Source organism: Streptomyces krungchingensis (genome assembly GCF_054729265.1).
In genome coordinates this window covers 7,848,900-7,875,625 of the sequence record NZ_JBPUKY010000001.1, presented here as the reverse complement: position 1 = coordinate 7,875,625, position 26,726 = coordinate 7,848,900, and the positions used below count along the sequence as shown (strand labels likewise).

General features: G+C 73.0%; 25 protein-coding genes and 1 pseudogene. 15 read left to right on the top strand and 11 right to left on the bottom strand.

Translation table 11 applies throughout. The features are described from left to right. The first annotated feature begins 36 nt into the window (after positions 1-36). Positions 37-1,257, top strand: coding sequence for a cytochrome P450 family protein (locus ACSYGO_RS34435; RefSeq protein WP_460388888.1), 1,221 nt, complete (start codon positions 37-39; stop codon positions 1,255-1,257). Here ACSYGO_RS34435 and ACSYGO_RS34430 read toward each other — a convergent pair whose 3' ends face one another. From ACSYGO_RS34430 to ACSYGO_RS34410, 5 genes are all read right to left on the bottom strand, one after another. Then, positions 1,258-2,556: a cytochrome P450 gene (locus ACSYGO_RS34430; protein WP_460389793.1), complete on the bottom strand. Its 1,299-nt coding sequence runs from the start codon at positions 2,554-2,556 to the stop codon at positions 1,258-1,260. A 113-nt stretch (positions 2,557-2,669) separates the two neighbouring features. Next, complete coding sequence (locus ACSYGO_RS34425) at positions 2,670-3,293, bottom strand: GTP-binding protein (protein WP_095937258.1); 624 nt, start codon at positions 3,291-3,293, stop codon at positions 2,670-2,672. Further along, positions 3,271-3,630 (bottom strand): DUF742 domain-containing protein, encoded by a 360-nt coding sequence (locus ACSYGO_RS34420; protein WP_345648583.1) that lies wholly within the window; start codon positions 3,628-3,630, stop codon positions 3,271-3,273. The genes ACSYGO_RS34425 and ACSYGO_RS34420 overlap by 23 nt, the downstream gene beginning before the upstream one ends. After that, positions 3,627-4,040: a roadblock/LC7 domain-containing protein gene (locus tag ACSYGO_RS34415; protein ID WP_028800745.1), complete on the bottom strand. Its 414-nt coding sequence runs from the start codon at positions 4,038-4,040 to the stop codon at positions 3,627-3,629. Before ACSYGO_RS34415 ends, ACSYGO_RS34420 begins: the two co-directional genes overlap by 4 nt. After that, positions 4,037-5,464: an ATP-binding protein gene (locus ACSYGO_RS34410; RefSeq protein ID WP_460388885.1), complete on the bottom strand. Its 1,428-nt coding sequence runs from the start codon at positions 5,462-5,464 to the stop codon at positions 4,037-4,039. The genes ACSYGO_RS34415 and ACSYGO_RS34410 overlap by 4 nt, the downstream gene beginning before the upstream one ends. Positions 5,465-5,683: 219 nt before the next feature. On the opposite strand from ACSYGO_RS34410, the gene ACSYGO_RS34405 reads away from it, so the two are divergent. From ACSYGO_RS34405 to ACSYGO_RS34395, 3 genes are all read left to right on the top strand, one after another. After that, positions 5,684-6,652 carry an AraC family transcriptional regulator gene (locus ACSYGO_RS34405; RefSeq protein ID WP_426681408.1) on the top strand — a complete coding sequence of 323 codons (969 nt, stop codon included), beginning with the start codon at positions 5,684-5,686 and terminating at the stop codon, positions 6,650-6,652. Between the two features lie 196 nt (positions 6,653-6,848). Further along, the gene (locus tag ACSYGO_RS34400; protein WP_460388883.1) at positions 6,849-7,718 is read left to right on the top strand and encodes a LysR family transcriptional regulator; all 870 of its coding nucleotides are present in this window, start codon (positions 6,849-6,851) and stop codon (positions 7,716-7,718) included. A 405-nt stretch (positions 7,719-8,123) separates the two neighbouring features. Next, complete coding sequence (locus ACSYGO_RS34395; protein WP_426681506.1) at positions 8,124-9,245, top strand: MFS transporter; 1,122 nt, start codon at positions 8,124-8,126, stop codon at positions 9,243-9,245. Between the two features lie 8 nt (positions 9,246-9,253). Here ACSYGO_RS34395 and ACSYGO_RS34390 read toward each other — a convergent pair whose 3' ends face one another. Then, a complete protein-coding gene (locus tag ACSYGO_RS34390) occupies positions 9,254-10,681 on the bottom strand; it encodes a YhgE/Pip domain-containing protein (RefSeq protein WP_460388881.1) in 1,428 nt (475 codons plus the stop codon). Between the two features lie 408 nt (positions 10,682-11,089). Here ACSYGO_RS34390 and ACSYGO_RS34385 point away from each other — a divergent pair, with 408 nt between their 5' ends. Then, positions 11,090-13,474: a SpoIIE family protein phosphatase gene (locus ACSYGO_RS34385; RefSeq protein ID WP_460388879.1), complete on the top strand. Its 2,385-nt coding sequence runs from the start codon at positions 11,090-11,092 to the stop codon at positions 13,472-13,474. Positions 13,475-13,545: 71 nt separating this feature from the next. Here the strand turns inward: ACSYGO_RS34385 and msrB are convergent, their stop codons facing one another. The 4 genes from msrB to ACSYGO_RS34365 all read right to left on the bottom strand — a co-directional run bounded on the left by msrB (position 13,546) and on the right by ACSYGO_RS34365 (position 16,850). Further along, positions 13,546-13,953, bottom strand: coding sequence for a peptide-methionine (R)-S-oxide reductase MsrB (msrB, locus tag ACSYGO_RS34380; RefSeq protein WP_426681404.1), 408 nt, complete (start codon positions 13,951-13,953; stop codon positions 13,546-13,548). A 28-nt stretch (positions 13,954-13,981) separates the two neighbouring features. Then, positions 13,982-15,370 carry a UDP-N-acetylmuramate--L-alanine ligase gene (gene murC / locus ACSYGO_RS34375; protein ID WP_460388877.1) on the bottom strand — a complete coding sequence of 463 codons (1,389 nt, stop codon included), beginning with the start codon at positions 15,368-15,370 and terminating at the stop codon, positions 13,982-13,984. 79 nt (positions 15,371-15,449) lie between these two features. After that, positions 15,450-15,923, bottom strand: coding sequence for a hypothetical protein (locus ACSYGO_RS34370; RefSeq protein WP_028800753.1), 474 nt, complete (start codon positions 15,921-15,923; stop codon positions 15,450-15,452). Between the two features lie 132 nt (positions 15,924-16,055). Continuing rightward, entirely contained in the window at positions 16,056-16,850 is a 795-nt protein-coding gene (locus tag ACSYGO_RS34365) for a pyrimidine reductase family protein (protein ID WP_460388875.1), read from the bottom strand. Here ACSYGO_RS34365 and zapE point away from each other — a divergent pair. The 8 genes from zapE to ACSYGO_RS34325 all read left to right on the top strand — a co-directional run bounded on the left by zapE (position 16,849) and on the right by ACSYGO_RS34325 (position 24,626). Then, complete coding sequence (zapE, locus tag ACSYGO_RS34360; protein WP_432189234.1) at positions 16,849-17,988, top strand: cell division protein ZapE; 1,140 nt, start codon at positions 16,849-16,851, stop codon at positions 17,986-17,988. The two genes, ACSYGO_RS34365 and zapE, sit on opposite strands and share 2 nt — an antisense overlap. A 226-nt stretch (positions 17,989-18,214) precedes the next feature. Next, positions 18,215-18,553, top strand: coding sequence for a hypothetical protein (locus ACSYGO_RS34355; protein WP_426681400.1), 339 nt, complete (start codon positions 18,215-18,217; stop codon positions 18,551-18,553). A gap of 70 nt (positions 18,554-18,623) precedes the next feature. After that, positions 18,624-19,202, top strand: coding sequence for a carbonic anhydrase (locus ACSYGO_RS34350; protein WP_426681399.1), 579 nt, complete (start codon positions 18,624-18,626; stop codon positions 19,200-19,202). Positions 19,203-19,210: 8 nt separating this feature from the next. Next, the gene (locus ACSYGO_RS34345; protein WP_432175961.1) at positions 19,211-20,665 is read left to right on the top strand and encodes a SulP family inorganic anion transporter; all 1,455 of its coding nucleotides are present in this window, start codon (positions 19,211-19,213) and stop codon (positions 20,663-20,665) included. A 136-nt stretch (positions 20,666-20,801) separates the two neighbouring features. After that, positions 20,802-21,902, top strand: coding sequence for a slipin family protein (locus ACSYGO_RS34340; RefSeq protein ID WP_460388873.1), 1,101 nt, complete (start codon positions 20,802-20,804; stop codon positions 21,900-21,902). Between the two features lie 180 nt (positions 21,903-22,082). Further along, positions 22,083-23,303, top strand: a complete 1,221-nt coding sequence (gene thrS, locus ACSYGO_RS34335; RefSeq protein ID WP_460388871.1) for a threonine--tRNA ligase — start codon at positions 22,083-22,085, stop codon at positions 23,301-23,303. Positions 23,304-23,546: 243 nt separating this feature from the next. Then, positions 23,547-24,404, top strand: a complete 858-nt coding sequence (locus ACSYGO_RS34330; protein WP_435227060.1) for a polysaccharide deacetylase family protein — start codon at positions 23,547-23,549, stop codon at positions 24,402-24,404. 33 nt (positions 24,405-24,437) lie between these two features. Beyond that, on the top strand, positions 24,438-24,626 hold the full coding sequence (locus tag ACSYGO_RS34325; RefSeq protein ID WP_432176287.1) for a hypothetical protein: 189 nt from the start codon (positions 24,438-24,440) through the stop codon (positions 24,624-24,626). A gap of 21 nt (positions 24,627-24,647) precedes the next feature. On the opposite strand, the pseudogene ACSYGO_RS34320 reads toward ACSYGO_RS34325, so the two are convergent. Further along, a pseudogene (locus ACSYGO_RS34320) lies at positions 24,648-24,902 on the bottom strand (ABC transporter); the annotation flags it as partial. Between the two features lie 145 nt (positions 24,903-25,047). Between ACSYGO_RS34320 and ACSYGO_RS34315 the strand changes: the two are divergent. Both ACSYGO_RS34315 and ACSYGO_RS34310 read left to right on the top strand, forming a co-directional pair. Further along, entirely contained in the window at positions 25,048-25,818 is a 771-nt protein-coding gene (locus tag ACSYGO_RS34315; RefSeq protein ID WP_426681502.1) for a peptidyl-tRNA hydrolase, read from the top strand. Positions 25,819-26,054: 236 nt separating this feature from the next. Beyond that, positions 26,055-26,699: a TetR/AcrR family transcriptional regulator gene (locus tag ACSYGO_RS34310; RefSeq protein WP_460388869.1), complete on the top strand. Its 645-nt coding sequence runs from the start codon at positions 26,055-26,057 to the stop codon at positions 26,697-26,699. Positions 26,700-26,726 lie beyond the last annotated feature (27 nt).

Below are 26,726 nucleotides of genomic sequence, written 5' to 3'. Positions count from 1 at the left end.
GGGAGGCTCCCCGTGGGAAATCCAAGCCCCTTAGTGATGGACGCGACCGGCCGCGACATTCACTCGGAAGCCGCCCGCATCCGGGACGGCGGACCGGTGACCCTGGTGGCGCTTCCCGGTGGTGTCGAGGCCTGGGCGGTGAGCAGCCCGGATCTGCTGAAGCGGCTGCTCACGGACCCGCGGGTGTCCAAGGACGCCCGGCAGCACTGGCCCCGGTTCGCCCGCGGGGAGATCACCCCGGAATGGCCTCTGTTCACCTGGGTCGCCGTGCAGAACATGTTCACCGCGTACGGCGGCGAGCACAAACGTCTGCGCATCCTGGTCTCCAAGGCGTTCACCGCGCGCCGTACGGCCGCGCTCCAGCCGCGGATCGAGGAGATCACCGCGCAGCTGCTGGACCGGATCGCGGAGGCCGGCCGCGATTCCCAGGTCGTGGACCTGCGTGAGGAGTTCTGCTATCCGCTTCCCATCCAGGTGATCAGCGAGCTGTTCGGGCTGCCCGAGGAGCGCGGGCCCGAGCTGCGGCAACTGGTCGACCGCATCTTCGACACCTCCGCCGACCCGGGCGAGATGACCGCCGCCTACGAGCGGCTGTACGTCGTCCTGGCCGAACTCGTCGCCTCCAAGCGGGAGTCACCGGGCGACGATCTGACCACCGGTCTGATCGCGGCACGCGACGAGGACGACGGCACCCGGCTCAGCGAGCAGGAACTGCTGGACACCCTGGTGCTGATGATCAGTGCGGGCCACGAGACGACGGTGAACCTCATCGACAACGCCGTGCACGCCCTGCTCACCCACCCCGGTGAGCTCGCCGCCGTGCGTGAGGGGCGGGCCACCTGGGACGACGTGGTCGAGGAGACGCTGCGTGTGGACGCGCCGGTCGCCAGTCTGCCGCTGCGCTACGCGGTGGACGACCTGCCGATGAGTGAGTTCGGCGGCCCGGACGGTCTGGTGATCGGCAAGGGCGAGGCCATCCTCGCCGCGTACGCGGCCGCCGGGCGTGATCCCGAGCGCCACGGGAAGGACGCCGACCGCTTCGACGTCACCCGCGCCGACAAGGAGCATCTCGCCTTCGGCTACGGGGTGCACCACTGCCTCGGTGCCCCGCTCGGCCGCATGGAGGCCCGGGTCGCGCTCCCGGCGCTCTTCGCCCGCTTCCCGGACCTGCGCCTCGCGGTTCCCGGGGAGGAACTGCGGCCGGTGGAGTCCTTCATCTCCAACGGCCACCGGTCCCTCCCCGTACTGATCTCCTGATCACTCCCCGCGCCACCAGGCCAGCAGGCGTGCCCAGCCGCTCTTCGGCGGCTCGGGCACGACGGCGGGCGGCGGAGCCACCGGCAGCGGAAGGGCGCCGGGGTGCGGCTGCGGCTCGGCGTCCGGCGCCGCGGCCGCCGCCGTGGGCGGGAAGCGGACGGGCAGTGCGGCCAGGGCGCGGTGGAAGGGACCGGGCCGCCAGACCAACTCATCGGCCGGGACCGTGAGTTCGACATCGGGGAGGCGGTCGAGGAGCTTCTCGACGCCGACCGCCGCGATCAGCCGGGCCGGACTCTGTGCCGGGCAGTTGTGCGGGCCCGCGCTCCACGCCAGGTGGGCGCGGTTGCCCGCCCGCTGATCGCTGGTCAGCGCCGGGTCCGTGTTGGCCGCGGCGAAACTCACCACCAGCGGATCACCGGCGCGCAGCGACGCACCCTCGTAGACGACGTCGTGCACGGGATAGTGGACGGCGTAGTTGGCCATCGGCGGGTCGGACCACAGCACCTCGTCGAGGGCGTCCTCCACCGGGAGACTGCCGCCGGACAGATCGCCCGCGAACCGGTCGTCGGACAGCAGCAGCCGCAGACTGTTCGCGATGAGGTTCTGCTGCGGCTCGGTGCCGGCGCCCATCAGGACGACGAGGGTGTGGATCATCTCCTCGTCGGTGAGCGCGGCCGGGTGCGCCATCAGCCAGGACGTCATGTCCTGTCCGGGCTTCGCCCGCTTCAGCGTGACGAGGTCGAGCAGGGTGGTGCTGAGCAGTTCGTTCGCCTTCTCGGCGTCCACCCCGTCGAAGATCCCGGACATGCCCTCGACCAGCCGGATCCCGTAGTCGGCGGGGCAGCCGAAGAGGTGGTTGAACACCAGCAGCGGCAGGACCTGGGCGTACTCGCCGAGCAGATCCGCCGTGCCGAGCGGGGCGAACCGGTCGATGAGCGTGTCGGCGCTGCGCTCCACGTATCCGCGCAGTGTGTTCGGCTCCACCAGGGCCAGGCTGTCCGTGATCGCTCCGCGCAGCCGGCGGTGCTCCTCACCGTCGGTGAACAGCGCGTTCGGCCGGTACATCATCATCGGCACGACGGGGCTGTCCATCGGGACGGTGCCGTCGGCCAGGTCGCGCCAGCGCCGGGGGTCCTTGGAGAAGGTCTCCGGGCTGCGCAGGACGTGCAGGGCGGCCTCGTACCCGGTGACGAGGGTGGCCCGGACGCCGGGCGCCAGTTCGACGGGAGCGGTCGGTCCGTTCTCCCGGAGCCTGCGGTACACGGCGCCCGGATCGGCCGCGAACTCCGGTCCGTACATGGGCTCGTGGGCCGGGCAGCCGGGCGGCGGCACGGACTGCGACGGTGCGGGCCGCGGCGCCGGGGCGTCCTCCGGCACGCTCTGCGGTGGTACGGACTCCGGTGGTACGGGGGTCACGCGTGCTCCAGTTCGCCGGTGCGGGTGAGCAGGTATTCGACGAGGGCGATCAGCGCCTCGGTGGAGGAGACCCGGTCGCGGGCGTCGCAGCGCACGAGCGGGGTCGAGGGCAGCAGGTCGAGAGCCTCGCGCACCTCGTCCAGGCCGTGTTCGGGCGCGTCGTCGAACTCGTTCAGGGCCACCGCGTAGGGCAGTCCCAACTCCTCCAGCACGCCCATGACTTCGAAGGACTGGTCCAGGCGCCGGGTGTCGGCGAGGACGAGCGCGCCGAGCGCACCGCGCGTCATGTCCTGCCACAACTCGGTGAAGCGCTGCTGCCCGGGTGTGCCGAACAGGTAGAGGACCAAGGCGTCGTTGAGGGTGAGGCGGCCGAAGTCGAGGGCGACCGTGGTGGTCGTCTTGTCGCGCGTCCCGGCCAGGTCGTCGACGAGCGCGCCGGCCTGGGTCATGACCTCCTCGGTGCGCAGCGGCCGTATCTCGGACAGGGCGCCGACGAAGGTGGTCTTGCCGACGGCGAAGTGACCCACGATCAGCAGCTTGACCGCGGTCTGCACGGTCGGCGGCAGATGCATGCCGCCCGACCGGGGGCGGACGTCGTCAGAGGCGGGCGCGGAGCCCATCGAGCACCTCCTGGAGGATGCGGGTGTCGGAGGGGCGGGCGGACGGGATCGGCGCGCGGGTGACGATGTGGCCGCTGTCGATCAGGTCGGCGATCAGCACCTTGGTGACGCTGACCGGCAGCTCCAGATGCCCGGCCACCTCGGCGACTGACAGCGCTCCGGGCCGGCACAGCTCCATCAGCCGCCGCTTCTCGGGACTCAGTCCCGTCAGGGGCAGATCGTCGGCGGCGATCAGCAGCGTGACGAGGTCGAGGGTGTTGCGGGACGGGTGGGAGCGGCCGTCCGTGACGACGTAGGACCGCACGAGCCGCTCCCCGGGACGGCGGCGGGGTGTCATGCCGGACTGCCGGTGTCCTGCCGGGCCGGGCTGGTCAGCTCCTTGCCGAGCCGGTCGACCAGCTTGTGCATGCGGTAGGTGACCGCTTCCATGTCGACGTTCTCGGTGGTGGACACCGCGAGATAGGCTCCCTCCCCCGCGGCGACGAGGAAGACGTAGCCATGGGCGAACTCGATCAGGGTCTGCCGCCACGGGGTGTGCGGGCTGCCGCAGAACTCGGCCGTGCTGCGGCTGATCGACTGCACCCCCGACAGGCCGGCGGCCAGCCGTTCGGCGTCGTCCCGGCCGATGTCCGCGGAGTGCGCCCGGAGCATGCCGTCGGCGGACAGCAGGATCGCGTGACGCGCCTCCGGCACCTTGAGGACCTCGTCGAGCATCCACCCCAGCTCGTTGGTCATGGGGGCGATCATCCCTGTGTGTTCCCTTCGTTCTCGTGGGGGGCTTGGTGCGAGGCCTCGGCGGCGGACGCGTCGTGGGCGGACCGGCCGAAGCGGGTGCCGCGGGCGAAGGCGCCCATGCGCCGCGCGTTCTCCTCGGCGGTCCGGCCGCCGACCTCCTCGGCCGGCGCCGCGGGCGGCTCCCCGGCGGTCGCGGTCACCGGCGCCTGAGGGGTGCGGCGGCGCCGCTTGGGCAGTCCTCCGGCCGTGGTGGCCTCCGCGGTCTCGGCCGTACGGGCTGTCGTACGGGCAGTGGTGGTGGCGGCGGACGCCGCCTCGGTCGGGGTGGCGGGTCCGGCCTGTACGGGGGCCGGGGCGGGTTCCGGCGACGCAACGGTTCCGGCGGGCCGGGACGACCGGCGGGTCGGGGCGGCCGGCGGTGCCGCCACCGTCGCGGGGTCCATGTGGGTCAGCAGCGCCGCGGGCACGAACAGCACGGCGCGGACACCGCCGTACGGCGACCGGGTGTCCACCGAGACGCTGAATCCGTACCGGGCGGCGAGCACGCCGATGACGGCGAAGCCGAACTGGGGCGGGTCGTCGAGGCGGGTGACGTCCACGGCGTGCCGGCCGGTCAGCAGCGCGGCGGCGTGCTCGGAGGCCTGCCCGTCCATGCCGACGCCGGCGTCGTCGATGACCACGCAGGCGCCGTTGTGCACCGTCTGGACGTTGACCTCGACCGTCGTGTTGGGCTGCGAGTGGCGTGCCGCGTTGTCGAGCAGTTCGGCGACCGCGAGGACGACGGGCTCCACCGCGCGGCTCTCGACGGCGATGTCCGCCTGCCCGTTGATCCGCACGCGCCGGTAGTCGCGGATGCGGGAGGTCGCCCCGCGGACGACCTCGATCAGCGGGGAGGTGGAGCGCTGCCGTCCGGGCCAGGAGCCGCAGAGGACGGCGATGGCCTGCGCGCGGCGGCCGAACTGGGCGTTGGTGTGGTCGATCTCGAGCAGGTCGCGCAGCACGTCGGGGTGGTCGTGCCGGTCCTGCATCTCCGAGATGGACACCTGCTGCTCGTTGGCGAGGGCCTGGATCGAGCGCATCGACGCCTTGAGGGCGGCCTTGGCGGACTGGTCGGCGCGGGACTGCGCGTGCTCCACGGCGCCGGAGAACCGTTCGACGACGCTGTCGAGGCTCTTGGCGAAGTCCGTGTCGGCCAGCCGGGCGTCCAGCAGTCCGGCGGCGGGGCCCGCCTGGTGCGGGGCGTCCTCCAGGGCCGGGAGGCGGACCGCGGCCAGATGGCGCAGTTCCTCTTCGCGGGCCCGCAGTCCGTCCGCGAGTTCGGTGGTCCGCCTGCGCTGCCGGGCGGTGATGCCGCGCTGGCGGAGCAGCAGGACGGTGACGGCGAGCAGGCCGACGGCCAGGCACCAGAACGCTGCCTCCGGTAGGCGTTCGGTCATGGATCCTCAAGTCTCCGCATGCATGGCTGAGTTGAACGGGTGGCAGTCATAGGGGGTTGGAAGGGTGATGGGAGGGGCGCGAGTTGACGCGGCGCACGACGGTAGCCGCGCGGCGGCGCCCGCGCTTGCCCCGGCGCGCAAGGAAGTTGCTGTCATGCGCACGGGGCGTGTGCAGTAGGCTGACTCCGAGTAACTGCCGCCAATAGCACGGGAGTTGAGGTGCCGTCGCCAGCGGAGAGCTACCTCGTGGAATCGCAGTCGACCCATGAGGTGACACCGCGTGAGCGGGCCGACTTCTGGAGCGAACACATCGGGTCGTACCAGTCCCGGATGGGCTTCGCGTACGCCCGCCCGGACGACTTCGGCGGCGAGACCGTCCGGCAGCGGACCGAGAAGTACCAGCTCGTCAGGTTCCGGTCCGACGAGATCGAGTACAGCAGGACCGCGCGCCAGGTCCGCGAGGACCCTGACGGGGACTACCGGTTACTCCTGCCGCTCACCGGCGGGATCGTCCTGCGGCAGGACGGCCAGGAGGCACGGCTCACCCCGGGGACCGGCACACTCGTCTCCTTCGACTCGCCCTTCGACTGTCTCCAGGACGCGACCACCCAGGCGTACATCCTCACCATCCCGGCCCGCGAGGTGGACGGCCCCCTCAACCGCAAGTCACCGCTGGCCACCGGCCTCGACCTGACCAGGGGGCTCGGCCGGGTCGTCGGCTCCATGCTGAACGACCTGCACGCCGAGCGCGACGCCCTCACCGACGCCCAGTTCGACGCCGTCTCCGACCGCATCGTCGAGCTGCTGTGCATGCTCGCCACGGGCGACGACCGCCCCGACGGAACCGGTCAGCTGTCCGACGTGGAGACCATGGTCCGCCGCTACGTCCGCGACCACGCGGCCGACCCGGCCCTCACGGGTACGTCCATGGCCCGCGCGCTCGGCTGGTCACTGCGCCAGATCCAGCTGGCCCTGCAACGGGCGGGCACCACTCCCCGCGACCTGATCCGCGAGGAACGGCTCCGGCTCGTGCGCGAGCGCCTCCGGTGCGGCGACTGCGAACACCTGACGATCACCGACCTCGCGTACGCCTCGGGCTTCTCCTCGGCGAGCGCCCTGAGCACCGCGTTCCGGCAGCGCTACGGGCTGAGCCCCCGGGAGATGCGCAACGGCGGCCGGCGGTCCTGAGCCCTCGCCCGCGTCCGCCCGGCTGGTGACCCGACGAGTGGTCCTCCCGTCCGGCGACCGGCCCGCGGACGATCGCGGGACGGCCGGCAGGTGACCGCGGGACGGCCGGCAGGTGATCGCGGCCTGCGACAATCGGAGGACGAGCTCATCTCCGAGGGAGATGGGGTGCGGCTTCGGGACCGGGAGCGGAGCGTACATGGACCTGCGGCAGATGGAGGTCGCCGTCGCGGTGGCCGAGGAGGGCGGCTTCACCGCGGCGGCGCAGCGCCTGCACGTGGTGCAGTCCGCCGTGTCCGGCACGGTGCGGGCGCTGGAGCGTGAACTCGGCACCCAGCTGTTCGACCGCACCACGCACCGGGTGTCGCTGACCGCGGCGGGAGAGGCCTTCGTCCCCGCGGCACGCGCCGCGCTGCGGGCCGCCGAGCAGGCACGGGCGACGGTCGACGCGGTCCGGGGGCAGCTGCGGGGCAGGATCACCGTCGGCACCATGCAGGGCGTCTGGGCCGAACTGCACCGCCCGCTGGCCGCACTGCGCGCGGAACATCCGGGCGTGGTGGTCCGGCTGCGGCAGGCCGCCGTCACCGACATCCGGCAGGCACTGCGCGAGGGCACGGTGGACCTGGCCGTCGTCGCGCTCGACCGGCAGCAGCAGCGCGGTCTGGTGACACGGCTGCTCTCGCGCGAGGAGATGGTCCTGGTGTCGGCACCCGGGCGGGCAATCGCCGGGGAGGGCCCGGACGGCACGGTGACGCTCGCCGAGGCCGCCCGGCTGCCGCTCGTGGACTTCACGCCCGGCTGGGCGATCCGGCTCTGCGTGGACCGGGCGTTGCGTGCCGCCGGTGTCGAGCGCGAGACGACCTTCGAGGTCAACGACATCGTCGCCGCGTCCGAACTCGTCCGCAACGACCTGGGCGTCTGCATCATGCCGGCGTCGATCGCGGCGCGGTTCCCGGATCTCGCCACCCACCGCTTCGACCGGCACGCGCCCAGCTGGAAGGTCATGGTGGTGCGCCCGCGCGGGGAGGCGCCCCCGGCCGTCGCCGCGCTGCTGCACCACATGTCCTGAGGACGGTCACCCCCGTGTCCTGAGGGCGGTCACGCCAGGAGCGGGACGACCTGAGTCCGGTCGGCCCGCGGACGGCCGCCCGCCCGGGCGTCCTCCGCGGACGACGCCCGGACCGCCGAGGCCCGCATCATCTCTGTCGGAGATAACCGATATCTCTGATCATCGCCGCGCCAGGGGAAGGGACACGTCCCGTCCGGTGCTGAGGAGACCGTACGGGCGACAAGGAGGCCGCCCGTCCAGCAGACAGCGTTCCCGCCGAACCGTCCCCGCCGGTTCTTTTCCCGAGAAGGTGCCGTGTCCGCATCCTCCGAATCCTCCGAGCTCCGGTCCCAGAGCCCGTCCGCCGTCGCGCCCCCGCACGGCGTACCGGGCCGGCTGGTCGCCCTCCTCGCCGTCGCCTCCGGCATGACGGTCGCCAACCTCTACTACGCACAGCCGCTGCTGTCGTCCCTGCGCGACGTCTTCCACGTCAGCACCGCGGCGGCCGGCGGCCTGATCACCCTCACCCAGGTCGGCTACGTCATCGGCATGCTCTTCCTGGTCCCGCTCGGCGACCGGCTGGAGAAGCGCGGCCTGATCACCGTGCTGCTGGGCGTCACCACGCTGGCCCTGGTCGCGGCGGGCCTCGCGACGACCTTCCCCCTGCTGCTGGCCGCGTCACTCGTCGCCGGGGCCACCTCGGTCGTCGCCCAGATCGTGGTGCCGTTCGCCGCGAGCCTCGCCCCCGATCACGCACGCGGCCGCATCGTCGGCCGGGTGATGAGTGGTCTGCTGACCGGCATCCTGCTCTCCCGCACGCTCAGCAGCCTGGTCTCCGACGCGGCGGGCTGGCGTGTGGTCTACCTCGGATCCGCCGTCCTGATGGCCGTGCTGGCCGTGGCGCTGCGCGCCGCCCTGCCCGCGCACGCACCGACCACGACGATCCCGTACGCCCACGTCCTGCGCTCCACGCTGCGCCTGGTGCGCACCCACCCCGCGCTGCTGCGGCGCGGGCTCTACCAGGCGGCGATGTTCGGCGCGTTCAGCGCCTTCTGGACGACCGTCTCGTACGTCCTCACCGGACCGCCCTTCCACTACTCCCCCGTCGGCGTCGGCCTCTTCGCGCTGGTCGGTGCGGCCGGTGCGGTGGTGGCGCCGGTCGCGGGACACTGGGCCGACCGGGGGCTGACCCGGCCGATGACCGGCGTCGCCTTCGCCGTCGCCGCCGTCGCGTTCGCCGTCGCGGGGCTGGGCGGGCACCACATCGTCCTGCTGGCCCTGGCCGCCGTGCTGCTCGACATGGCCGTCCAGAGCACGCTGATCCTCGGCCAGCACACCATCTACCAGCTCGACGCCGACGCCCGGGCCCGCCTCAACAGCGCGTTCATCGCCATCTTCTTCATCGGCGGGGCGCTCGGCTCCCAACTCGCCTCCGTCGCCTACCACGCGGCGGGCTGGCCCGCGGTGGCCGCCTTCGGCACGGCCCTGCCCGTACTGGCGCTGCTGTACTGGACGACGGAACGCGCGGCGGGCCGACGGGCCGCCTGACCGGGACGTCAGGGAAGCCGGGGGATCATGCGGTGCAGCCCCTTGCGGTCGTAGTAGCGGGTCATCGCGAAGCCGAAGAGCAGGGCCAGCGCGGAACCGACGGCGATCATGGTCCAGGCGCGGGCGAGACCGGCGTCGGCACGCGCGTCGAAGAACAGGATGGCGCGCACCCCGTCGCTGAGCTGGCGCATGGGCTCGAAGACCGACAGGAAGCGGTAGAAGCCGGGGACGGCCTGGAGCGGGACGGTGGCCCCCGACGACGGCAGGCCCAGCACGATGAACACGAACATGGAGACGAGCTGCCCGATCCCGCCGAACGCCGCGTTGATGGCCTGGACACCGAGGCCGACCGCGAGGCTCGCGCAGTACGAGTAGATCCACAGCAACGGGAGACGGGTGGCGTCCATGCCGAGGATCGCGACGGTGGCCACCATGACGAGGGAGACCGAGAGCACACAGATCCCGGCGGTCATGGCCATCTTCAGCAGCAGGGTCCGGGTGCGGTCGATCGGCACGGTCGGCCGGCGGGTGTGCCAGGGGCCGATCTCACCGTCGGCGTAGCCGAGCGCGGTGTCCACGCCGGTGTTGATGATGTTGGCGCCGAGGAATCCGGCGAGCACGAGCAGCAGGGTGTAGTAGAACGCGGTCAGGCCGAGGCCGCTGTGCGTGCCGATGGGGTGTCCGACCTGGGTGACGACCTGGACCGGATCCGCCAGCAGCAGCCGCTCGGTGGCGCCGGCCCGCGCGGTGGCGGGGGCCGACGTCAGCTCCTTGCCGATCGCCGCGGAGGTCTGCTGGGCGGCGGTCGTGCCGATCCGGGAGGCCAGCGAGGAGCCCAGGCTGCCCATGCCCGGGTTGGTGAGCACGGTCATCGTCGGCCGGACCGTCGCGTGCGCGGTGGTGAGCGCGGCCACGGAGTCGGTGAAGTCCGCCGGGACGACCAGGGCGCCGTAGATCTTCCCGGAGGCCATCTGCTCCTGGGCCTGCGCGCGGGTGAGCCGACGCCAGCCGGCCTGGCCGGAGACGTCGCCGGACAGGATCTTGTCGGTGACCTGCGCGCCGAGGTTCTGCCGCTGACCCGGCAGCGGCCGGCCCCGGTCCTCGTCGACCAGGCCGATGGGCAGGCGGTGCAGATGCCCGCTCGGGTTCACGATGCCGCCCATGTAGAGCAGGGACAGCAGCAGTGCGAGGAGCCCGGTCATGGCGGTGGGGAACAGCCACAGCCGGGGACGCCGCAGCAGCGCGCAGACACGGGCCTCGGCCGGGGCGCGGGGGCTGGTCCGGCCCGGCTCGCCGTCGGGTGTCCCACCGGGGACGCCGGTCCCGCCCCCGCTGCCGGCAACGGCTTCGCCCGCGGCGCCGGCCGCTCCCCCGCCCGGGGTGCGCGGGCGCTTCTCGGGGCGGGACGGCTCGCGGTCTTCGTTGTCGGCGTCCATGGTGCTCCCTGAGGTCCGGGCCTGCCTTCGGGGCCGGCTCCGGGAGGCTCGGCACCGCCGCGCGAGGGGTGGCCGCGCCCGTACCCGCGGAGCCGCTCACCGAGGTCAGCATGGTGCGTCCGGTGGTGCCGCGTTCGACGACGCGCCGACCTCGCCGGCACCGGGCGCGGGCCCGCGCGTGCGGCGATGGCGGCGGGGTTGCGTCGTCCGCGGCGGACGGGCTGCCCGCGCCGAACCGCGGACGGCCGCGGGGCTCGTCCACCGGACCTCCAAGAGACCGCACCGGCAAGCGCGTTGGGCCTCGTCCGCCTCGTCTCCCCGGCTGCCGGACCGGTTGCGCGGACGGGCGGGCCCAGGACCGGACCGGCCCGGTTGAGGGGACTGCCCGATCGGATCATGCTTGTACACATGGTGACGCCGAGGTCCGCGGGGTCTGCGGCCACGGCCGGTGACGCCATGGCGGTGGTGGATGCCCACGGGGTCGTCACGGGCTGGAGCGACGGTGCCCGGATGCTGACGGGCCACACGGCCCACGAGGTCCACGGGCGGCCGTTGGCGGAGCTGATCGACGGCGACGCGGAAGCGGCCTGGCACGAGCTGCGGACGAGCGGCGCAAGCGTGGTGACCGTGCGGTGCCGGGACGGGCGGCGCACGGACCTGGCGCTGCGGGCGTGGGCGCTGCTGGGCGAGCGGGGCGACGCGTCGGGATACGTGATCACCGCGGCGCCGGACGACCGGGGCCGGACCCTGGGGGACCTGGCGTTCCGGCAGTCGTCGGTGTCGATGTCGGTCTTCGACACCGAGCAGCGGTACCTGCTGATGAACGACACGGCGTCCCGGCTGATGGGCCGCACGGAGGCCGAGTTCGTCGGCCGGTTCTTCCCGGACACCGTGGAGAACGAGGAGCACAGCCGCGGCTTCGTGCGCCATCTTCAGGAGGTCGTGGAGACCGACCGGCCGGTGCACTACGAGAGCTGGACGCGGGCCCCCTCCGGGACGCGCACGCACGCCTGGAACACCGAGATGTGGCCGCTGCGGGGCCCCTCGGGAGATCTGCTCGGGGTGGCGGCGGCCGCGTTCGACAGCAGCGAGCAGTACTGGGCCAGACAGCGCCTCGCGCTGCTCAACAAGGCGGCCACCAGCATCGGCACGAAGCTCGACGTGATCCACACCGCGCAGGAGCTGTCCGAACTTGCGGTCCCGCGGATGGCGGACTTCGCCAGCGTCGACCTGCTGGACTCCGTGCTGCGGGGCGAGGAACCCGGCATCGGCGCGGTGGGCGCCGATGTGGAGCTGCGCCGCGTCGCCCACCACTCGCGTACCGCCGGGGTGCCGGAGGCGGCGATCGCGCTGGGCTCCGCGGACGTGTATCCGCCGGCCTCGCCGCCCGCCCGCGCGCTGGCGACCGGCGAGGTGGTGGTCACCAGGAGCGGCGAGCCGGGCCTCGACATCTGGCTGGCCCGCCACGACAGCCGGGCCACCCGGCCGCGGGCGTCGGAGGACAGCGACTTCTCGCTGATGGCCGTACCCCTGGTGGCGCGCGGCACGACGCTCGGAGTGGCCGTGCTCGTACGGCTGCTCACGACAGGCAGCCCCGATCCCTTCGACGAGGACGACGTGTCACTGGTGCAGGAGCTGGCCAGCCGTGCCGCCGTCTGCGTCGACAACGCGCGCCGCTACACCCGGGAGCACACCACCGCGCTGGCGCTGCAACGCAGTCTGCTGCCGCAGGCCATGGTGGGTCAGGCGGCGGTGGAGTTCGCCTCCCGCTACCTTCCGGCGCTGTCCCGGGCGGGTGTCGGCGGCGACTGGTTCGACATCATCCCGTTGTCCGGGACCCGGGTGGCGCTGGTCGTCGGGGACGTGGTGGGGCACGGCATCCACGCCTCCGTCACGATGGGCCGGCTGCGCACCGCGGTCTGGACGCTCGCCGACGTCGACCTGCCCCCGGACGAACTGCTCACCCACCTCGACGACCTGGTCGGCCATCTCACGGCCGACGACAGCCAGACGGGCGGCCAGATCGGCGCGACCTGCCTGTACGCGGTCTACGACCCGGTGGCGCGGCACTGCACGGTCGCCTCCGCCGGGCACCCGCCGCCCGTCGTGCTCTACCCGGAGGGGGAGGTCGAGGTCGTCGAGGTGAGCGCCGGGCCCGTGCTCGGCGTCGGTGGGCTGCCCTTCGAGTCCACGGAGCTGGACCTCCCCGAAGGGTCCGTGCTGGCCCTGTACACGGACGGACTCGTGGAGGCCCGCCACCTGGCGGTGGACGCGGGCACGGCCACTCTGTGCAGCGCGCTCGCGGCCCCCGCCGGAAATCTGGACGACGCCTGCGACAACGTGCTCAAGGCGCTGCTCCCGGAGCGCCCCGCCGACGACGTGGCGCTGCTGCTGGCGCGCACCCGCGCCCTGGACGCCGACCAGGTGGCGGTGTGGGACCTGCCGTCCGATCCGGCGGTGGTGGCCACGGCCCGGCAGCGCGTCGGGGAACGGCTCGCCGAGTGGGGGCTCGACGAGGCCGTGTTCGTGACCGAGCTCGTGGTCAGCGAACTGGTCACCAACGCCATCCGCTACGGCGGGCCCCCGATCCAGCTCCGGCTCATCCGCGACCGGGCGCTGATCTGCGAGGTGTCCGACGCCAGCAGCACCTCGCCGCACCTGCGCCGGGCCCGCACCTTCGACGAGGGCGGGCGCGGCCTCCTGCTGGTCGCCCAGCTCACCGACCGCTGGGGCACGCGTCAGGCAGGTTCGGGCAAGACCATCTGGGCCGAGCAGACGCTCCGCGCCGACTAGGCGGTTTCGGATCAGGTCCCATCAGGCCGCGGCGGCGGGTCCGTGCCCGGTCCTGCCGGCCGGTACCCTGCTCAGCTCTCGTCCGGCGCCAGCCGCAGCGAGATGCTGTTGATGCAGTACCGCTGGTCGGTCGGGGTGGGGTAGCCCTCCCCCTCGAAGACGTGTCCGAGGTGGGACCCGCAGCGGGCGCAGCGCACCTCGGTCCGCACCATCCCGTGCGAGCGGTCCTCGATCAGCTCGACCGCGTCGCTGTTCTTCGGGTCGTAGAAGGAGGGCCAGCCGCAGTGCGACTCGAACTTCTCCGTCGAGGTGAAGAGATCGGCCCCGCACGCGCGACAGGAATACACGCCCTCGGTCTTGGTGTCGGTGTACTCGCCGGTGAACGCGGGCTCGGTGCCCGCCTTGCGCAGTACGGCGTACTCGGCCGGGCTCAGCTCCGCACGCCACTGCTCGTCCGGCTTTTCGACGTCGTACGACATGAAGCTCAACCCCTCAAGAACGCTGTGGCTACTTCGACAGGCGGGCCAGGATCTCCGGACCGAGGTCCGTGACGTCGCCCGCGCCCATGGTGAGAACGAGATCACCGGGCTTCGCCATTCCCGCCACCGTCTCGGGCACGTCGCCCTTGTCGTGGACCGCCGTGACGTCCGCGCCCGCGGCCCGTGCCGCCCTGATGATCAGGTCGCTCGTGACGCCCGGGATCGGGTCCTCGCGGGCCGGGTAGATGTCCAGGACGACCGAGGCGTCCGCCAGGGCCAGGGCCTCGCCCATCTCCTTGCCCAGCTCCTGGGTGCGGGAGAACAGGTGCGGCTGGAAGACCACCAGGATGCGGCCGGAGGCACCGGCTCGCATGGCCTCCAGGTCGGCCGTCATCTCCGTCGGGTGGTGCGCGTAGGAGTCGACGACCTGCACGCCGGCCTCCTCGCCCTTGAGCTGGAGGCGGCGCTTGACACCCGTGTACGACGCCAGGGCCGGGGCCAGCTCGGACGCCGGGACGCCCAGGGCCGCGCCGGCGGCCAGGGCCGCGACCGCGTTGTGCGCGTAGTGGCGGCCGGGCACCGAGACGGTGAAGGTGAGCTCGGCGCCGTCCAGGAGGACGGTCACCTCGCTCTTGAGGCCCTGCGGGACCACGGAGAGCACCCGGACGTCGGCGTCGGCGGAGTCGCCGTACGTGACGACCCGGGCGTCGCGGCCCCTGACCCGGCGCGTGAGCTCGCGCGCTCCTTCGTGGTCCGCCGAGATCACCAGCGTGCCGCCCTCGGCGATCCGGTCCACGAAGGTCTCGAAGGACTCGTAGATCTCGTCCATGGAGGCGTAGTTGGCGTGGTGGTCGAGTTCCACGTTGAGGACGATCGCGACCTCGGGCGCGTACTTGTGGAAGCTGCGGTCCGACTCGTCAGCCTCGGCGACGAAGATCTCGCCGTCGCCGTGCAGGGCGTTCGAGCCGGGCGCGTCGAGGTCGCCGCCGATCGCGTACGACGGGGACAGGCCGAGCGAGGACAGCGACACGGCGAGCATCGACGTCGTGGTGGTCTTGCCGTGCGTGCCCGCGACGGCGATCGGGCGCAGGCCGTCCATCAGGCGGGCCAGGGCGTCCGAGCGGTGCACGACGGGGATGCCGAGCTCGGCCGCGCGGGCCAGCTCCGGGTTGTCGGCGCGGATCGCGGAGGAGACGACGACACAGGTGGCGTCGTCGGCGAGGTGGCCGGCCGCGTGGCCGATGTGCACCGTCGCGCCCAGTGCGCGCAGGGCCTCGGCGGTCGCGGAGTCCTTGGCGTCACTGCCGGCGACCGCGGCGCCGCGCTGCGCGAGGATCTTCGCGATGCCCGACATCCCGGCTCCGCCGATGCCGATGAAGTGCGGTCGGTCCATGGCGGTAGGAAGGCCGGGTGCCATGCGTGTGTCTCCCCAGGAAGCGTCGAGCGGGTCGAGAGGTGTTGCGGATCGGATGGCGCCGGAGCGCGCGGGGGCAAGCCTATGCCTTGCTGTGCGAGAACAGTTTCAGCACCGGCACGCCCACCTTGTGGCGGGCCCGCGAGGCCCAGTCCCGGTGGAAGAACTCTTCCACGTAGTGGGGGTCGGTCAGCACGATCACCTCGTCGGCGTCGATCTCGTCGACCAGGGCCTTCAGGGCGTCCAGCGGGTGGTCCTCGACGAGCCGGCCCTCGGCCGCGCTGCCGGTGGCACGCAGCGCCACCAGCGACACGTCCAGGGCCTGCTGCCCCTGGTCGGCGGCGGCCTCGCCCTCGGGCGTCTCGCCCTCGCGGGCGGCCTCGTCCAGTTCGCCGAGCGCGACGTCGTCGATGGCCCGCAGCAGCCGGTCCGCCTGGTCCCCGCGGGGCTGGAGCAGCACATGGAAGGCGACCGATTCGTCACCGTGCAAGGTGGTGACGAACTCCACGTCGGCGGACGTCAGGGCCTTCTCGATCATCAATACGCTTGTGAACACGACAGGCGCCCTTCTCCTCCGTGGGCCGTCCCGGCCCCCTGCTGAAACCATCCTGCCCCGTGATCTCGCGGGGGCTGCGAGTTTTAGTGTGCCCAGCGGAAGATAAACGGAACGGTGCATTCCGCCGACTTGTCAGGACCGACGGTATCGGCTGTACAGGAACCCGGCCTCCTCCAGCAGGGACACGAGTTCGAACCGCTCGGGGACCGTCACCGAGGGCCCTCCGGCGATCCGCTGGGCACCCCCCGCCGTGAGCATGGGCGACACCGTCAGACAGAGCTCGTCGAGCACTCCGGCCGCGATCAGCTGCCCCAGCAGACGAGGGCCGCCCTCCGTCAGGAGCCGGGTGAGTCCGAGGTCGCCCAGGGCCCGCACGGCGCGGGCGGGGTCCACCCCCGCCCCGTCCCCGGCGATCAGCACCCGGGCGCCCGCCGCGCGCGCCGCCTCGATCCTGTCCGGGTCCGCCGCGGCGCCGGTCAGCACCAGTGTGGGCACCAGGGGCGAGGTGAACAGCGGAAGCGAGAAGTCCAGGTCGAGGCCGGCCGAGACGACCGCGATCGCGGGCGCGGGCCCCTGTCCGGCGGCCTCCCGCAGGGCCGCGAAGGCCTCACGCGCGCGGGCCGGCCGGTAACCCTCCTGGCGTACCGTCTCCGCACCGACCACCACGGCGTCCGCGAGGCCCCTCAGCACCCCGAAGACCCGCATGTCGGTGGCGCTGGAGATGGGCTGCGAACGCCCGTCGTGCTGGGCGGCGCCGTCGAGCGTGGAGACCATGTTGGCGCGCAGCCAGGGCCCTCGGACGTCCGGATAGGCGTAGGCCTCGGCCAGCTCCGCGAGCCCCCATTCCCGGTCCGTCACATCCGTCACAGGGGCCTCATCCGAGGCCTGGGCTGCTGTTTCGTAGGTCACAGGGAACAGGCGTCGCATGACGTGCAGTGTGGCACGGCGCTTAGAGTGGGTGACCGTGTCGTCCACCACCACCGCCTCCGGGATCGACCCGATACCCGAAGCGGCTCCGCTGTCACTGTGCGCCCGCGAGCCCCACGTCCCCGCCGACCGGCTCGTCGCCGAGATGGTGCCGCCGCCGCGCTTCGACTCGGTCCGCTTCGCCACCTACATCCCGGACCCGAACCAGCCCAGCCAGACCGAGGCCGTAGGCGTCCTCGAAGGCTTCGCCGGCGGACTCGGCGGGGCGCACGCCGTCGGCGCCCCCAAGCGCAGGCTGTTCGGCTTCGGCAAGAGCGCGAAGAAGTCGCCCGCCGGCCCCCGCGGCGTCTACCTCGACGGCGGTTACGGCGTCGGCAAGACCCACCTTCTGGCCTCGCTGTGGCACGCGACCCCCGCGGAGCCCTCGCTCAAGGCCTTCGGGACCTTCGTGGAGCTGACCAACCTGGTCGGCGCGCTCGGCTTCCAGAAGACCGTGCAGACCCTCTCCGGGCACCGCCTCCTGTGCATCGACGAGTTCGAGCTGGACGACCCGGGCGACACCGTCCTGGTCTCCACGCTGCTCGGCAAGCTCGTCGACGCGGGCGTGGCCCTCGCGGCCACCTCGAACACGCTGCCCGGCAAGCTCGGTGAGGGCCGGTTCGCCGCCGCCGACTTCCTGCGCGAGATCCAGGGCCTGTCGGCGCACTTCCGGCCGCTGCGCATCGACGGCGAGGACTACCGCCACCGCGGGCTGCCCGAGGCCCCGGCACCGTTCTCCGACGAGCAGGTCACCAAGACCGCGTACGCCACCGACGGCGCCTCCCTGGACGACTTCCCGCACCTGCTGGACCACCTCGCACGCGTCCACCCCAGCCGGTACGGCGCCCTGACGGACGGCGTCCGGGCCGTCTGCCTCACCGACGTGCAGCCGGTCCCGGACCAGTCCACGGCGCTGCGGCTGGTCGTGCTCGCCGACCGCCTGTACGACCGGGAGGTGCCGGTCCTCGCCTCCGGGAAGCCCTTCGACCAGCTGTTCAGCGAGGAGATGCTGAACGGCGGCTACCGCAAGAAGTACTTCCGCGCCATCTCCCGGCTCACCGCGCTGGCCCGGGACGCCAAGGACATCGTCCACAACTAGAGGTCCCTGCGGGGGCGCCCCTGCGGCGCCCCCGAGGCCGGGCCCCGACTCGCCGACGGCACGCTCGCGGTGACGTCTCCCGAGCACGGGATCACGCCAACTGCACGACCCCTTTCGGGCGCACTTCGCGGGTGAAACGTGGAGTTAACCGCGCAAACGACTCGGCGGGTTAACGTACTTGTACGCGCCGACTCCCGGCGTGCGCGAACCGCCGGAAGGGGGGCGCATGTTACGAGGCAGGACGGCCCGGACCCTGTTCACGGCGCTCGCCGCCGTGCTGATCTTCCTGCAACTCCTCGGCCCCGCGGATACGTTCGCGTCCGCGCACAGGGGCGAGACCGTCGCCTGTGCCGAGACCGAACATCCGCACAAGGCCGCTCCGGCCCCCGGTGCCCGTCGGCACGCCCGCGACGAGGACCTCGTACCCGAACCGCCGTCGCACCCCCTGTCGGTGGACGGCCCCGCGGCCACGCACTCCCCCCTCCCGGCCGCCGCCTCGCACCCCCGCACGCCGAGATCCCCGGCCGCGCACTCCCCGGAGGGGCTTCAGGTCTTCCGATGCTGAGCGGAGCGATTCCCCCCACGCTCCGTTGTGCAAGCCGACGCGCCCACAGGGCGCGCCAGGAGGATCCGACATGCAACCCCTCATCGACCACGCCCGCTCCTTCGGCCGGCGGCCCGAGGACTTCGCCTCGCTCGCCCACGGCCAGTCACCGCAGGTCCTGTTCATCACCTGCTCCGACTCCAGGGTCGTCCCGGCCCTGATCACCGGCGCCCGCCCCGGACAGCTCTTCGAGCTGCGCACGGCGGGCAACATCGTCCCTCCCCCCACCCTGGACCGGCCGACCGCCGAGGCGGCCACCGTCGAGTACGCGGTGGACGTGCTCGGCGTCCGCGACGTCGTGGTCTGCGGCCACTCGCACTGCGGCGCCGTCGGAGCACTGGTGCGCGGCGACGACCTGGACGCGGTGCCCGCCGTCCGCGACTGGCTCGCCCAGGCCGAACCCCTGGCGGACGCGCCGGCCGACGACCCCGCCGTCGCCGGCGCGGTGCAGAACCACGTCCTCGCGCAACTGCTCCGGCTCCGCGCCTACCCCAGTGTGCGGCGGGCCACGGCCGCGGGCCGGCTGCGTCTGCACGGCTGGTACTACGAGGTGCACACCGGTGCCGTACGCGCGCACCGGCCGGACACCGACACCTTCGAGGCGCTGTGAGGCGCACGATGACCTTCCCCCACCTGCGGCAGGACTTCGCCGCGTCGGTCGTCGTGTTCCTGGTCGCCCTGCCGCTGTGCGTGGGCGTCGCCGTCGCCTCCGGCGTACCCGCCGAACTCGGCCTCGTCACCGGCATCGTGGGCGGCATCGTCACCGGGGCGATGCGCGGCAGCAGCCTCCAGGTGTCGGGGCCGGCCGCCGGCCTGACCGTCCTGGTGTTCGAGGCCGTACGGGAGTACGGCCTCCCCGTCCTCGGGGTCGTCGTGCTCGCGACGGGCCTGCTCCAGCTGCTCATGGGCGCCCTGAAGCTGGGGCGCTGGTTCCGGGCGATCTCGGTCTCCGTCGTCGAAGGCATGCTGGCCGGGATCGGGCTCGTGCTGATCGCCGGGCAGCTCTACTCGATGGCGGGCCTGAAGGCACCGGCGTCCGGGCTCGACAAGATCACCGGACTGCCGGGGGCACTGGCGGACGCCGTGCGGAGCACCGAGGCGCTGACCTCGCTCGGGCTCGGCGCCGGCACCGTGGTCGTCCTGGTGCTGTGGCCCCGGCTGCCGCGGCGCGTACGCGCGGTTCCGGCGGCGCTCGGCGCGGTCGCCCTCGCCACCCTTGCCGTGTCCGTGTTCGGGCTTCCCGTCGCGAGGGTGGAGGTGCACGGACTGCTGGCGTCGGTCCAGCCGCCGCCGCTCGACGCGTTCGGCGAGCTCGGGCGCGTCGGTGTGCTCGGCACGATCCTCGCCTTCACGCTGATCGCGTCCGCCGAGTCCCTGTTCAGCGCGGCGGCCGTGGACCGGCTGCACGACGGGCCGCGGACCCGGTACGACCAGGAGCTGATGGCCCAGGGCGCGGGCAACACGGTCTGCGGGATCCTCGGTGCCCTGCCGATGACCGCGGTGATCGTCCGCAGTTCGGCGAACGTCCGGGCGGGCGCGCGGACCAAGGCCTCCCGGGTCCTGCACGGCGTGTGGCTGCTGCTGTTCGCGGCGCTGCTGCCCGCCGCGCTCGGTGTCATCCCGCTGCCCGCCCTCGCGGGCGTCCTGGTGCACGCGGGCTGGCGGCTGATCCCGCTGCGCGAGATCGCGTCGCTGTGGCGCGAGCACCGGGGCGAGGCGCTGGTCCTCGTGGTCACCGCGGTGTCGATCGTCGCCGTCAGCATGTTCGAGGGGGTCCTGATCGGGATGGCGCTCGCCGTGGGCAAGACGGCCTTCGAGGCCTCCCAGGTCCGCCTCGACGTCATAGACAAGGGGGCGGGCCCCGTCCAGGTGTACCTCTCGGGCAACGCGACGTTCCTGCGGCTGCCGAAGATCCTCGACAGCCTGGAGGCGCTGCCGCAGGACCGGCCGGTCGAGCTGGACCTGTCCGGACTGCACCATCTGGACCACGCCTGCCGGACGGCGCTGGAGACCTGGTCGGAGCGGCACAGCGCGGCGGGGGTCGAGCCGGTGAAAATCACGCCGGGGCGCTGAACCGTGCACGGGAGCCCGCCTCGCGCGGGCTCCCGCACGGGGCCGGGCCGCCGCACGGCGGCCCGGCCCTACGACGTAAAGTGGACATGTTGGGCATACTCGACGGGTGTGCCGGGCGGCTCGGAAGGGGGTCGTCATGGTCGAAGAAATCGTCGTCGCGTGCGTGGCCACGGCTTCGGCCGGTCTGGTCTACCTCGCCGCGGCGGCCCGGGTCGTCAAGCAGTACGAGCGCGGTGTGGTCTTCCGGCTGGGCAGGCTCGCGGGGAACGTACGACCACCGGGATTCACCATGATCGTTCCGGTCGTGGACCGGATCCGCAAGGTCAACATGCAGATCGTGACCCTGCCCGTGCCGGCGCAGGAGGGCATCACACGGGACAACGTGACCGTACGGGTGGACGCGGTCGTCTACTTCAAGGTGGTCGACGCGGCGAACGCGGTCATCCAGGTCGAGGACTACCGGTTCGCGGTCTCACAGATGGCGCAGACCTCGCTGCGGTCCATCATCGGCAAGAGCGACCTGGACGACCTGCTGTCCAACCGCGAGAAGCTCAACCAGGGTCTGGAGCTGATGATCGACAGCCCCGCGATCGGCTGGGGCGTGCAGATCGACCGCGTGGAGATCAAGGACGTGTCGCTGCCGGAGACGATGAAGCGGTCCATGGCCCGGCAGGCCGAGGCCGACCGCGAGCGCCGCGCGCGGATCATCAACGCGGACGCGGAGCTCCAGGCCTCCAGGAAACTGGCGGAGGCGGCCGGGGTGATGTCCGAGCAGCCCGCGGCGCTCCAGTTGCGGCTGCTGCAGACGGTGGTGGCCGTCGCGGCCGAGAAGAACTCGACGCTCGTGCTCCCCTTCCCGGTGGAGCTCCTCAGGTTCCTGGAGAAGGCGCAGGCGGGGCAGACGCAGGCCGCCGCTCCCGCGGACAGGCTGCCGCGCCCGGCCGGGAACACGGCACCGGAACGGTCCGACGCCCCCGGTGAACTCACCGCCGACCCCGACGGACTCCGGCCGACGGCCGCTGCGGACGAACTCCCGCCCGCCGCCGGACCGGGCGGACTCGACCGCACCGCCGAACCGGACGAGCTCGCCCTCACCGCCGAACCCGACGATCTCGAACTCACCGTCGAACCGGACGAGCTCGGACTCGCCGCGGGCCCCGGCGACCCGAAGGGTGACCCGCCCGGGATCTTCGGGAGGGACGACCCCGCCGACCGCGACGTACCGGGCGGCGGATAAATCCGGTGCGGCGCCCGTGCCGCCTTGTTACGGTCGAGACCATGCAGCGTGCCGCCATGAACACGACGACGCCGGAGAGTGTCCCGGCGCGCTGACTGCTGACTGAGTCCGAAGCCCCGGGGCGAGTGCCCCGGGGCTTCGTCTTGTGGGCGCTCGCCTCCCCCGAGCGAGGAGAGCACCGTGCACGACCACCGCCGACTCGGCCGTGAACTGGACCTGTTCGACACCGACCCCCTGATGGGCGCGGGACTGCCGTACTGGCTGCCGGACGGCGCGGCCGTACGGCACGCCCTGGAGGAGTACGTCCGCGACGCCGAGCGGCGGGCCGGCTACCGGCACGTGTACTCGCCGGCGCTCGGCAAGCGCGAGCTGTACGAGATGTCCGGGCACTGGTCGCACTACAGCGACGACATGTTCCCGCCGATGGACCTCGGCGGCGAGCAGGTCGTCCTGCGGCCGAGCCTGTGCCCCCATCACGCGCTCATCTACCGCTCCCGCGCGCACAGCTACCGCGAGCTGCCGCTCCGCATGGCCGAGTTGGGCGCCATGTACCGCTCCGAGCCGTCCGGCGTGCTCGGCGGGCTCACCCGCGTCCGCTCGATCCAGCTCAACGACGCGCACATCTTCTGCACCCCGGACCAGGTCGCCGAAGAGGCCGACGCCGCCCTGGGGTTGATCCGCCGGGCCTACGAGGCGATGGGCGTGCGGGCGGCCCGCTACCGGCTGTCGCTGCCCGGCCCCGGCGGCAAGTACGTCGCCGACCCTGAGCTGTGGCGCCGGTCGGCCGCACTGCTGCGCGAGGTCCTCGACCGCGCGGAGGTGGCCTACGAGGCCGTCGAGGGCGAGGCCGCGTTCTACGGCCCCAAGATCGACGTCCAGGTCGCGGACCCCGCGGGCCGCGAGTCCACCCTGTCGACCGTGCAGGTCGACTTCCACCAGCCGGAGCGCTTCGGCCTGCACTACACCGGACCCGACGGCGCGAAGCACCGGCCGGTGATGGTCCACCGCAGTGTCATCGGCAGCCTGGAGCGGGCCGTCGCCCATCTCATCGAGGTGCACGGCGGCGCCTTCCCGGCCTGGCTCGCCCCCACCCAGCTGGTGGCCCTGCCGGTCTCCGACGCCGAGGCCGACCGGGCCGCGGCGCTCGTGCGCCGCTGTCGCGACCAGGGGCTGCGGGCCGAGGTCGCGGGCCCCGAGCAGGGCACCCTGGCGGCGCGGGTGCGTGCTCACCGCCTCGTCCCCTACCAGGCGGTGATCGGCCCGAAGGAGGGCGCCGACGAGATCTCGCTGCGGCTGCGCGACGGGCGTCGCCTCGGGACCCGTCAGGTCGACGAGGCGCTGAGCCGTCTGCGGCGAGTCGTCGACGCCCGCGCGGCCGATCTGCTCGACGAGGCGGCCTGAGCCGCGACGACGCCGGCCGTCCGCGCTTCCGCGACGCTCCCTCCCGGCGCGTGCGGTGCGCGGGCTGTCGTCCCCTCGCACGACACCACGGTCGCGTGCCCGCCGGCCCTTCCCGCAGGGCCGGCGGGCACGCGGCCGTCACCAGGACGCGCGCGGCTCCAGCCGGGTGACTTCACGGTCCTGGACGCACGACACATCCCCATAAGGAGCAAATAGTCACATTTACCTAGATAGTTTCATCATGTGACCATTTCAGTCAGACGATTCGCCGTGACCTGTGCCGTCGGAGCCCTCGGAGCCGCGCTCGCCGCCTGCGGCGGCCCCTCCCCGCAGCACGCCGCCCGCCCCGGTCAGTCCGCCTCGGCCGCCGCCGCACCGTCGAAGCCGCCCACACTGGCACCGGGCCCTGCCGGACTGACCCCCGTCTTCACGAACGGGCCCCGGACCCGGGACAAGACGGTCGCGCTCACCTTCGACGCCGACATGACCGCCGACGAGGGGCCGCGCGCGGAGGCCGGCGAGCGCTTCGACAATCCCCAGCTGATCGACACGCTGCGCGGTTTCAAGGTCCCGGCCACCGTGTTCATGACCGGACGGTGGGCCGAGGAGTATCCGCAGGAGGCCAGGGCCATCGGGCGGGACCCGCTGTTCGAGGTCGCCAACCACTCGTACAGCCACTACGCCTTCACCGGCAACTGCTACGGGCTTCCGACCGTGGGCGAGGCGGACATGCGGGGCGACGTCGAGCGGGCCTACGCCGCCTTCAAGAAGGCGGGGGTGCCCAAGGCGATGCCCTACTTCCGCTTCCCCGGCGGCTGTTACGACCAGCGGGCGCTGCGCGCGCTGAGCGCGGTCGGCGTGACCGCCGTGCAGTGGGACGTGGTGAGCGGCGACGCCTTCGCGACGGACGCGGACGCCGTGGCCCGGCAGGTGCTGGAGGGCGTGAAGCCCGGTTCCGTGGTCGTGATGCACTGCACGCGCAGCGCCGCACCGACCACCGAGCAGGCGCTGCGGACGATCGTCCCCGAACTGCGCAAGCAGGGCTTCCGGTTCGTGAAGGTGTCCGAGCTGATCGGGCGGACGGCCGCCGGTCACCGCTGACGGGTCCCGCGAGGCGCGCCCTACCCTGGGGGCATGAGCGACTACTGCGGCACCCCGGCGGACCCGGCCCCCGAGGCTCCCCCGGCCGTCCCCGCGGACGGCCCCCGCGCCGAGTGCGTGCTGTGCCGGAAACCCACGGAGTACCCGGAGTCGCACAAGGGGATCACGCTGTGCCCGGTCTGCGAGTGGCAGGAGGCGCAGCGCACGGCCTGCTCCGGCTGATCGTCCCCGTCGGCCGCCGGTTCACGGCGACCGGCGGGAGGTGAGCGCGCACGCCGCGGCGAGGGCGCCCGCCGTGAGGACGGCCGCGCCCGTCAGGGGCAGCAGCGGCACGGGGACCGTACCGGTCCGTGAGCCGGTGATCGGTCCGGTGAGCGCCGCGTGGGCGGGCGAGCCCGTCAGCACGAGCGCCAGGAGCGCCGTGAGGAGCATCGCGGGGACCGCGCGGCCCGGGGAGCGCAGCAGCGGCCAGGTCGTGAGCGCGCCGACGGCCGGTCGACACCGCGCAGCACCCAGGGGCCGCGGAGCCCGTAACGGCGGCCGACACCCGCCGACCGTAGATCGTCTCGCATGGAGGCCATCCTCGCCCGGGCCGGACAATGCCCGCAGAAGAACCGATCTTCCGCCTGGCAGACTGGAGGGCGTGAGCAGCGACCCGACCCCCGCGACCCCGGCCTCCGAGGCCACCCCCGTCTCCCCGGCCTCCGAGGCCTCCGCCGACGAGAGCCCCTTCCGTACCGAGCGCATCGCGCGCGACGAGGCACCGCAGTTCGTGCTGCCCCTGGTCGTGCGGATCGAGAAGGCCGCTCCCCCGGCGCGTACGGACGCCCTGGAGACCGCCGCCCGGGCCGTGCTGACGATCCTCGCGGACCGGCGCTCCCTGGACGACGGGGAGTGGGCGCAGACGATGCGGGACTGGCAGGACGCCCGGATCCGCAAGGTGGTGCGGCGGGCGCGCGGCGCCGAGTGGCGGCGGGCCGCGGCGCTGCCGGGCATCACGGTGACCGGGAAGTCCGCGGAGGTGCGCGTCTTCCCGCCGGTCCCGCTGGACGGCTGGCCCAAGGACCTGGCCAAGCTCCAGGTCTCCGGCACCGATCTCGACGACCCCGAGCCCCCGGTGGAGGCCGATCCGTCGGCGCCCGTGCTGTGGCTCAACCCCGATCTCGACATGTCGGCCGGCAAGACGATGGCGCAGGCGGGGCACGGCGCCCAACTGGCGTGGTGGGAGCTGTCGGACGAGGAGCGCGCGGCCTGGCGGGACGCCGGCTTCTCGCTCGCCGTGCGCACCGCGGACCCGGACCGCTGGAGCGCGCTCACCTCGTCGGGGCTGCCGCTGGTGCGCGACGCGGGCTTCACGGAGATCGCACCGGGGTCCTGCACGGTGGTCGCGGACCACCCGGCGCTGCGACGCTGAGGGCTGCCCCATAATCCCTGGTGGATCGGCGCGTGGCGTCGGATGCGGTGCATCGCAAGGCGGAGGGCCGTCCTCGTACCGGGTGTATTCGGGCGATCCGACGACGCGGCGAGGTGCCGTGGCTGTCGTCGTGCGCCTGCCAGGGATCACGGGACAGCTCTTGGCACCGCGGCCGTACCCCGGGCGGGGTCCTGGGCGGGCCGCGGCCCGCCCAGGACGAGCATGTGGAGGTCACGATGACCGGCTCCCGGCCGGATGGCAGGGTCGAACGGGGCAACCGTACGCGGCAGTCGGTGCTGCGCCGCACCGTCGACATCGCCTCGGTCGAAGGGCTGGAGGCGCTGTCCGTCGGCCGTCTGGCGACCGATCTCGGGCTCAGCAAGAGCGGGGTGTTCGCGCTGTTCGGCTCCAAGCAGGAGCTGCAACTGGCCACGGTGCGGGAGGCGGCCCGCATCTACGTCGAGCAGGTCGTCCGGCCCGCGGCGGACGTGCCGGCCGGGATCGCCCGGGTCCGGCGGCTGTGCGAGCTCTGGCTGGCGTACTCCGAGGGCCGGGTCTTCCCGGGCGGCTGCTTCTTCTACGGCGTCATCGCCGAGTTCGACGCCCGGCCGGGGCCGGTGCACGACGCCGTCGCGCGTGCCCAGCGGGACTGGACGGACCATGTGGAGGGCGCCGTCACCGCGGCCCGCGAGGCCGGTGCGCTCCACCCGGGCACGGATGCCGCCCAACTCGCCTTCGAGCTGATCGCGTTGATGGAGGCCGCGAACGCGGTGTCCGTGCTGCGCAACGAGGCGGACGCGTACCGCAGGGCCCGCGTCGCGATCTCCGCACGGCTGCGCGCGGCGGCGGTCGATCCGTCGCAGGTGGCCGAACTCTCCTGACCCGTAAGGCCGTCGGTGCGGTGACGG

Excerpts from the sequence above, each read along its gene's own strand:
- ACSYGO_RS34355 (WP_426681400.1), top strand. The coding sequence starts at position 18,215 with ATGTTACGAGGCAGGACGGCCCGGACCCTGTTCACGGCGCTCGCCGCC.
- ACSYGO_RS34385 (WP_460388879.1), top strand. The coding sequence starts at position 11,090 with ATGGTGACGCCGAGGTCCGCGGGGTCTGCGGCCACGGCCGGTGACGCC.
- ACSYGO_RS34390 (WP_460388881.1), bottom strand. The coding sequence starts at position 10,681 with ATGGACGCCGACAACGAAGACCGCGAGCCGTCCCGCCCCGAGAAGCGC.
- ACSYGO_RS34340 (WP_460388873.1), top strand. The coding sequence starts at position 20,802 with ATGGTCGAAGAAATCGTCGTCGCGTGCGTGGCCACGGCTTCGGCCGGT.
- ACSYGO_RS34395 (WP_426681506.1), top strand. The coding sequence starts at position 8,124 with ATGACGGTCGCCAACCTCTACTACGCACAGCCGCTGCTGTCGTCCCTG.
- msrB (WP_426681404.1), bottom strand. The coding sequence starts at position 13,953 with ATGTCGTACGACGTCGAAAAGCCGGACGAGCAGTGGCGTGCGGAGCTG.
- ACSYGO_RS34425 (WP_095937258.1), bottom strand. The coding sequence starts at position 3,293 with ATGGGCTCCGCGCCCGCCTCTGACGACGTCCGCCCCCGGTCGGGCGGC.
- ACSYGO_RS34400 (WP_460388883.1), top strand. The coding sequence starts at position 6,849 with ATGGACCTGCGGCAGATGGAGGTCGCCGTCGCGGTGGCCGAGGAGGGC.
- ACSYGO_RS34325 (WP_432176287.1), top strand. The coding sequence starts at position 24,438 with ATGAGCGACTACTGCGGCACCCCGGCGGACCCGGCCCCCGAGGCTCCC.
- ACSYGO_RS34350 (WP_426681399.1), top strand. The coding sequence starts at position 18,624 with ATGCAACCCCTCATCGACCACGCCCGCTCCTTCGGCCGGCGGCCCGAG.
- ACSYGO_RS34435 (WP_460388888.1), top strand. The coding sequence starts at position 37 with ATGGACGCGACCGGCCGCGACATTCACTCGGAAGCCGCCCGCATCCGG.
- murC (WP_460388877.1), bottom strand. The coding sequence starts at position 15,370 with ATGGCACCCGGCCTTCCTACCGCCATGGACCGACCGCACTTCATCGGC.
- ACSYGO_RS34345 (WP_432175961.1), top strand. The coding sequence starts at position 19,211 with ATGACCTTCCCCCACCTGCGGCAGGACTTCGCCGCGTCGGTCGTCGTG.
- ACSYGO_RS34365 (WP_460388875.1), bottom strand. The coding sequence starts at position 16,850 with ATGCGACGCCTGTTCCCTGTGACCTACGAAACAGCAGCCCAGGCCTCG.
- ACSYGO_RS34310 (WP_460388869.1), top strand. The coding sequence starts at position 26,055 with ATGACCGGCTCCCGGCCGGATGGCAGGGTCGAACGGGGCAACCGTACG.
- ACSYGO_RS34420 (WP_345648583.1), bottom strand. The coding sequence starts at position 3,630 with ATGACACCCCGCCGCCGTCCCGGGGAGCGGCTCGTGCGGTCCTACGTC.
- ACSYGO_RS34410 (WP_460388885.1), bottom strand. The coding sequence starts at position 5,464 with ATGACCGAACGCCTACCGGAGGCAGCGTTCTGGTGCCTGGCCGTCGGC.
- zapE (WP_432189234.1), top strand. The coding sequence starts at position 16,849 with ATGACGTGCAGTGTGGCACGGCGCTTAGAGTGGGTGACCGTGTCGTCC.
- ACSYGO_RS34430 (WP_460389793.1), bottom strand. The coding sequence starts at position 2,556 with ATGTACGGACCGGAGTTCGCGGCCGATCCGGGCGCCGTGTACCGCAGG.
- ACSYGO_RS34415 (WP_028800745.1), bottom strand. The coding sequence starts at position 4,040 with ATGATCGCCCCCATGACCAACGAGCTGGGGTGGATGCTCGACGAGGTC.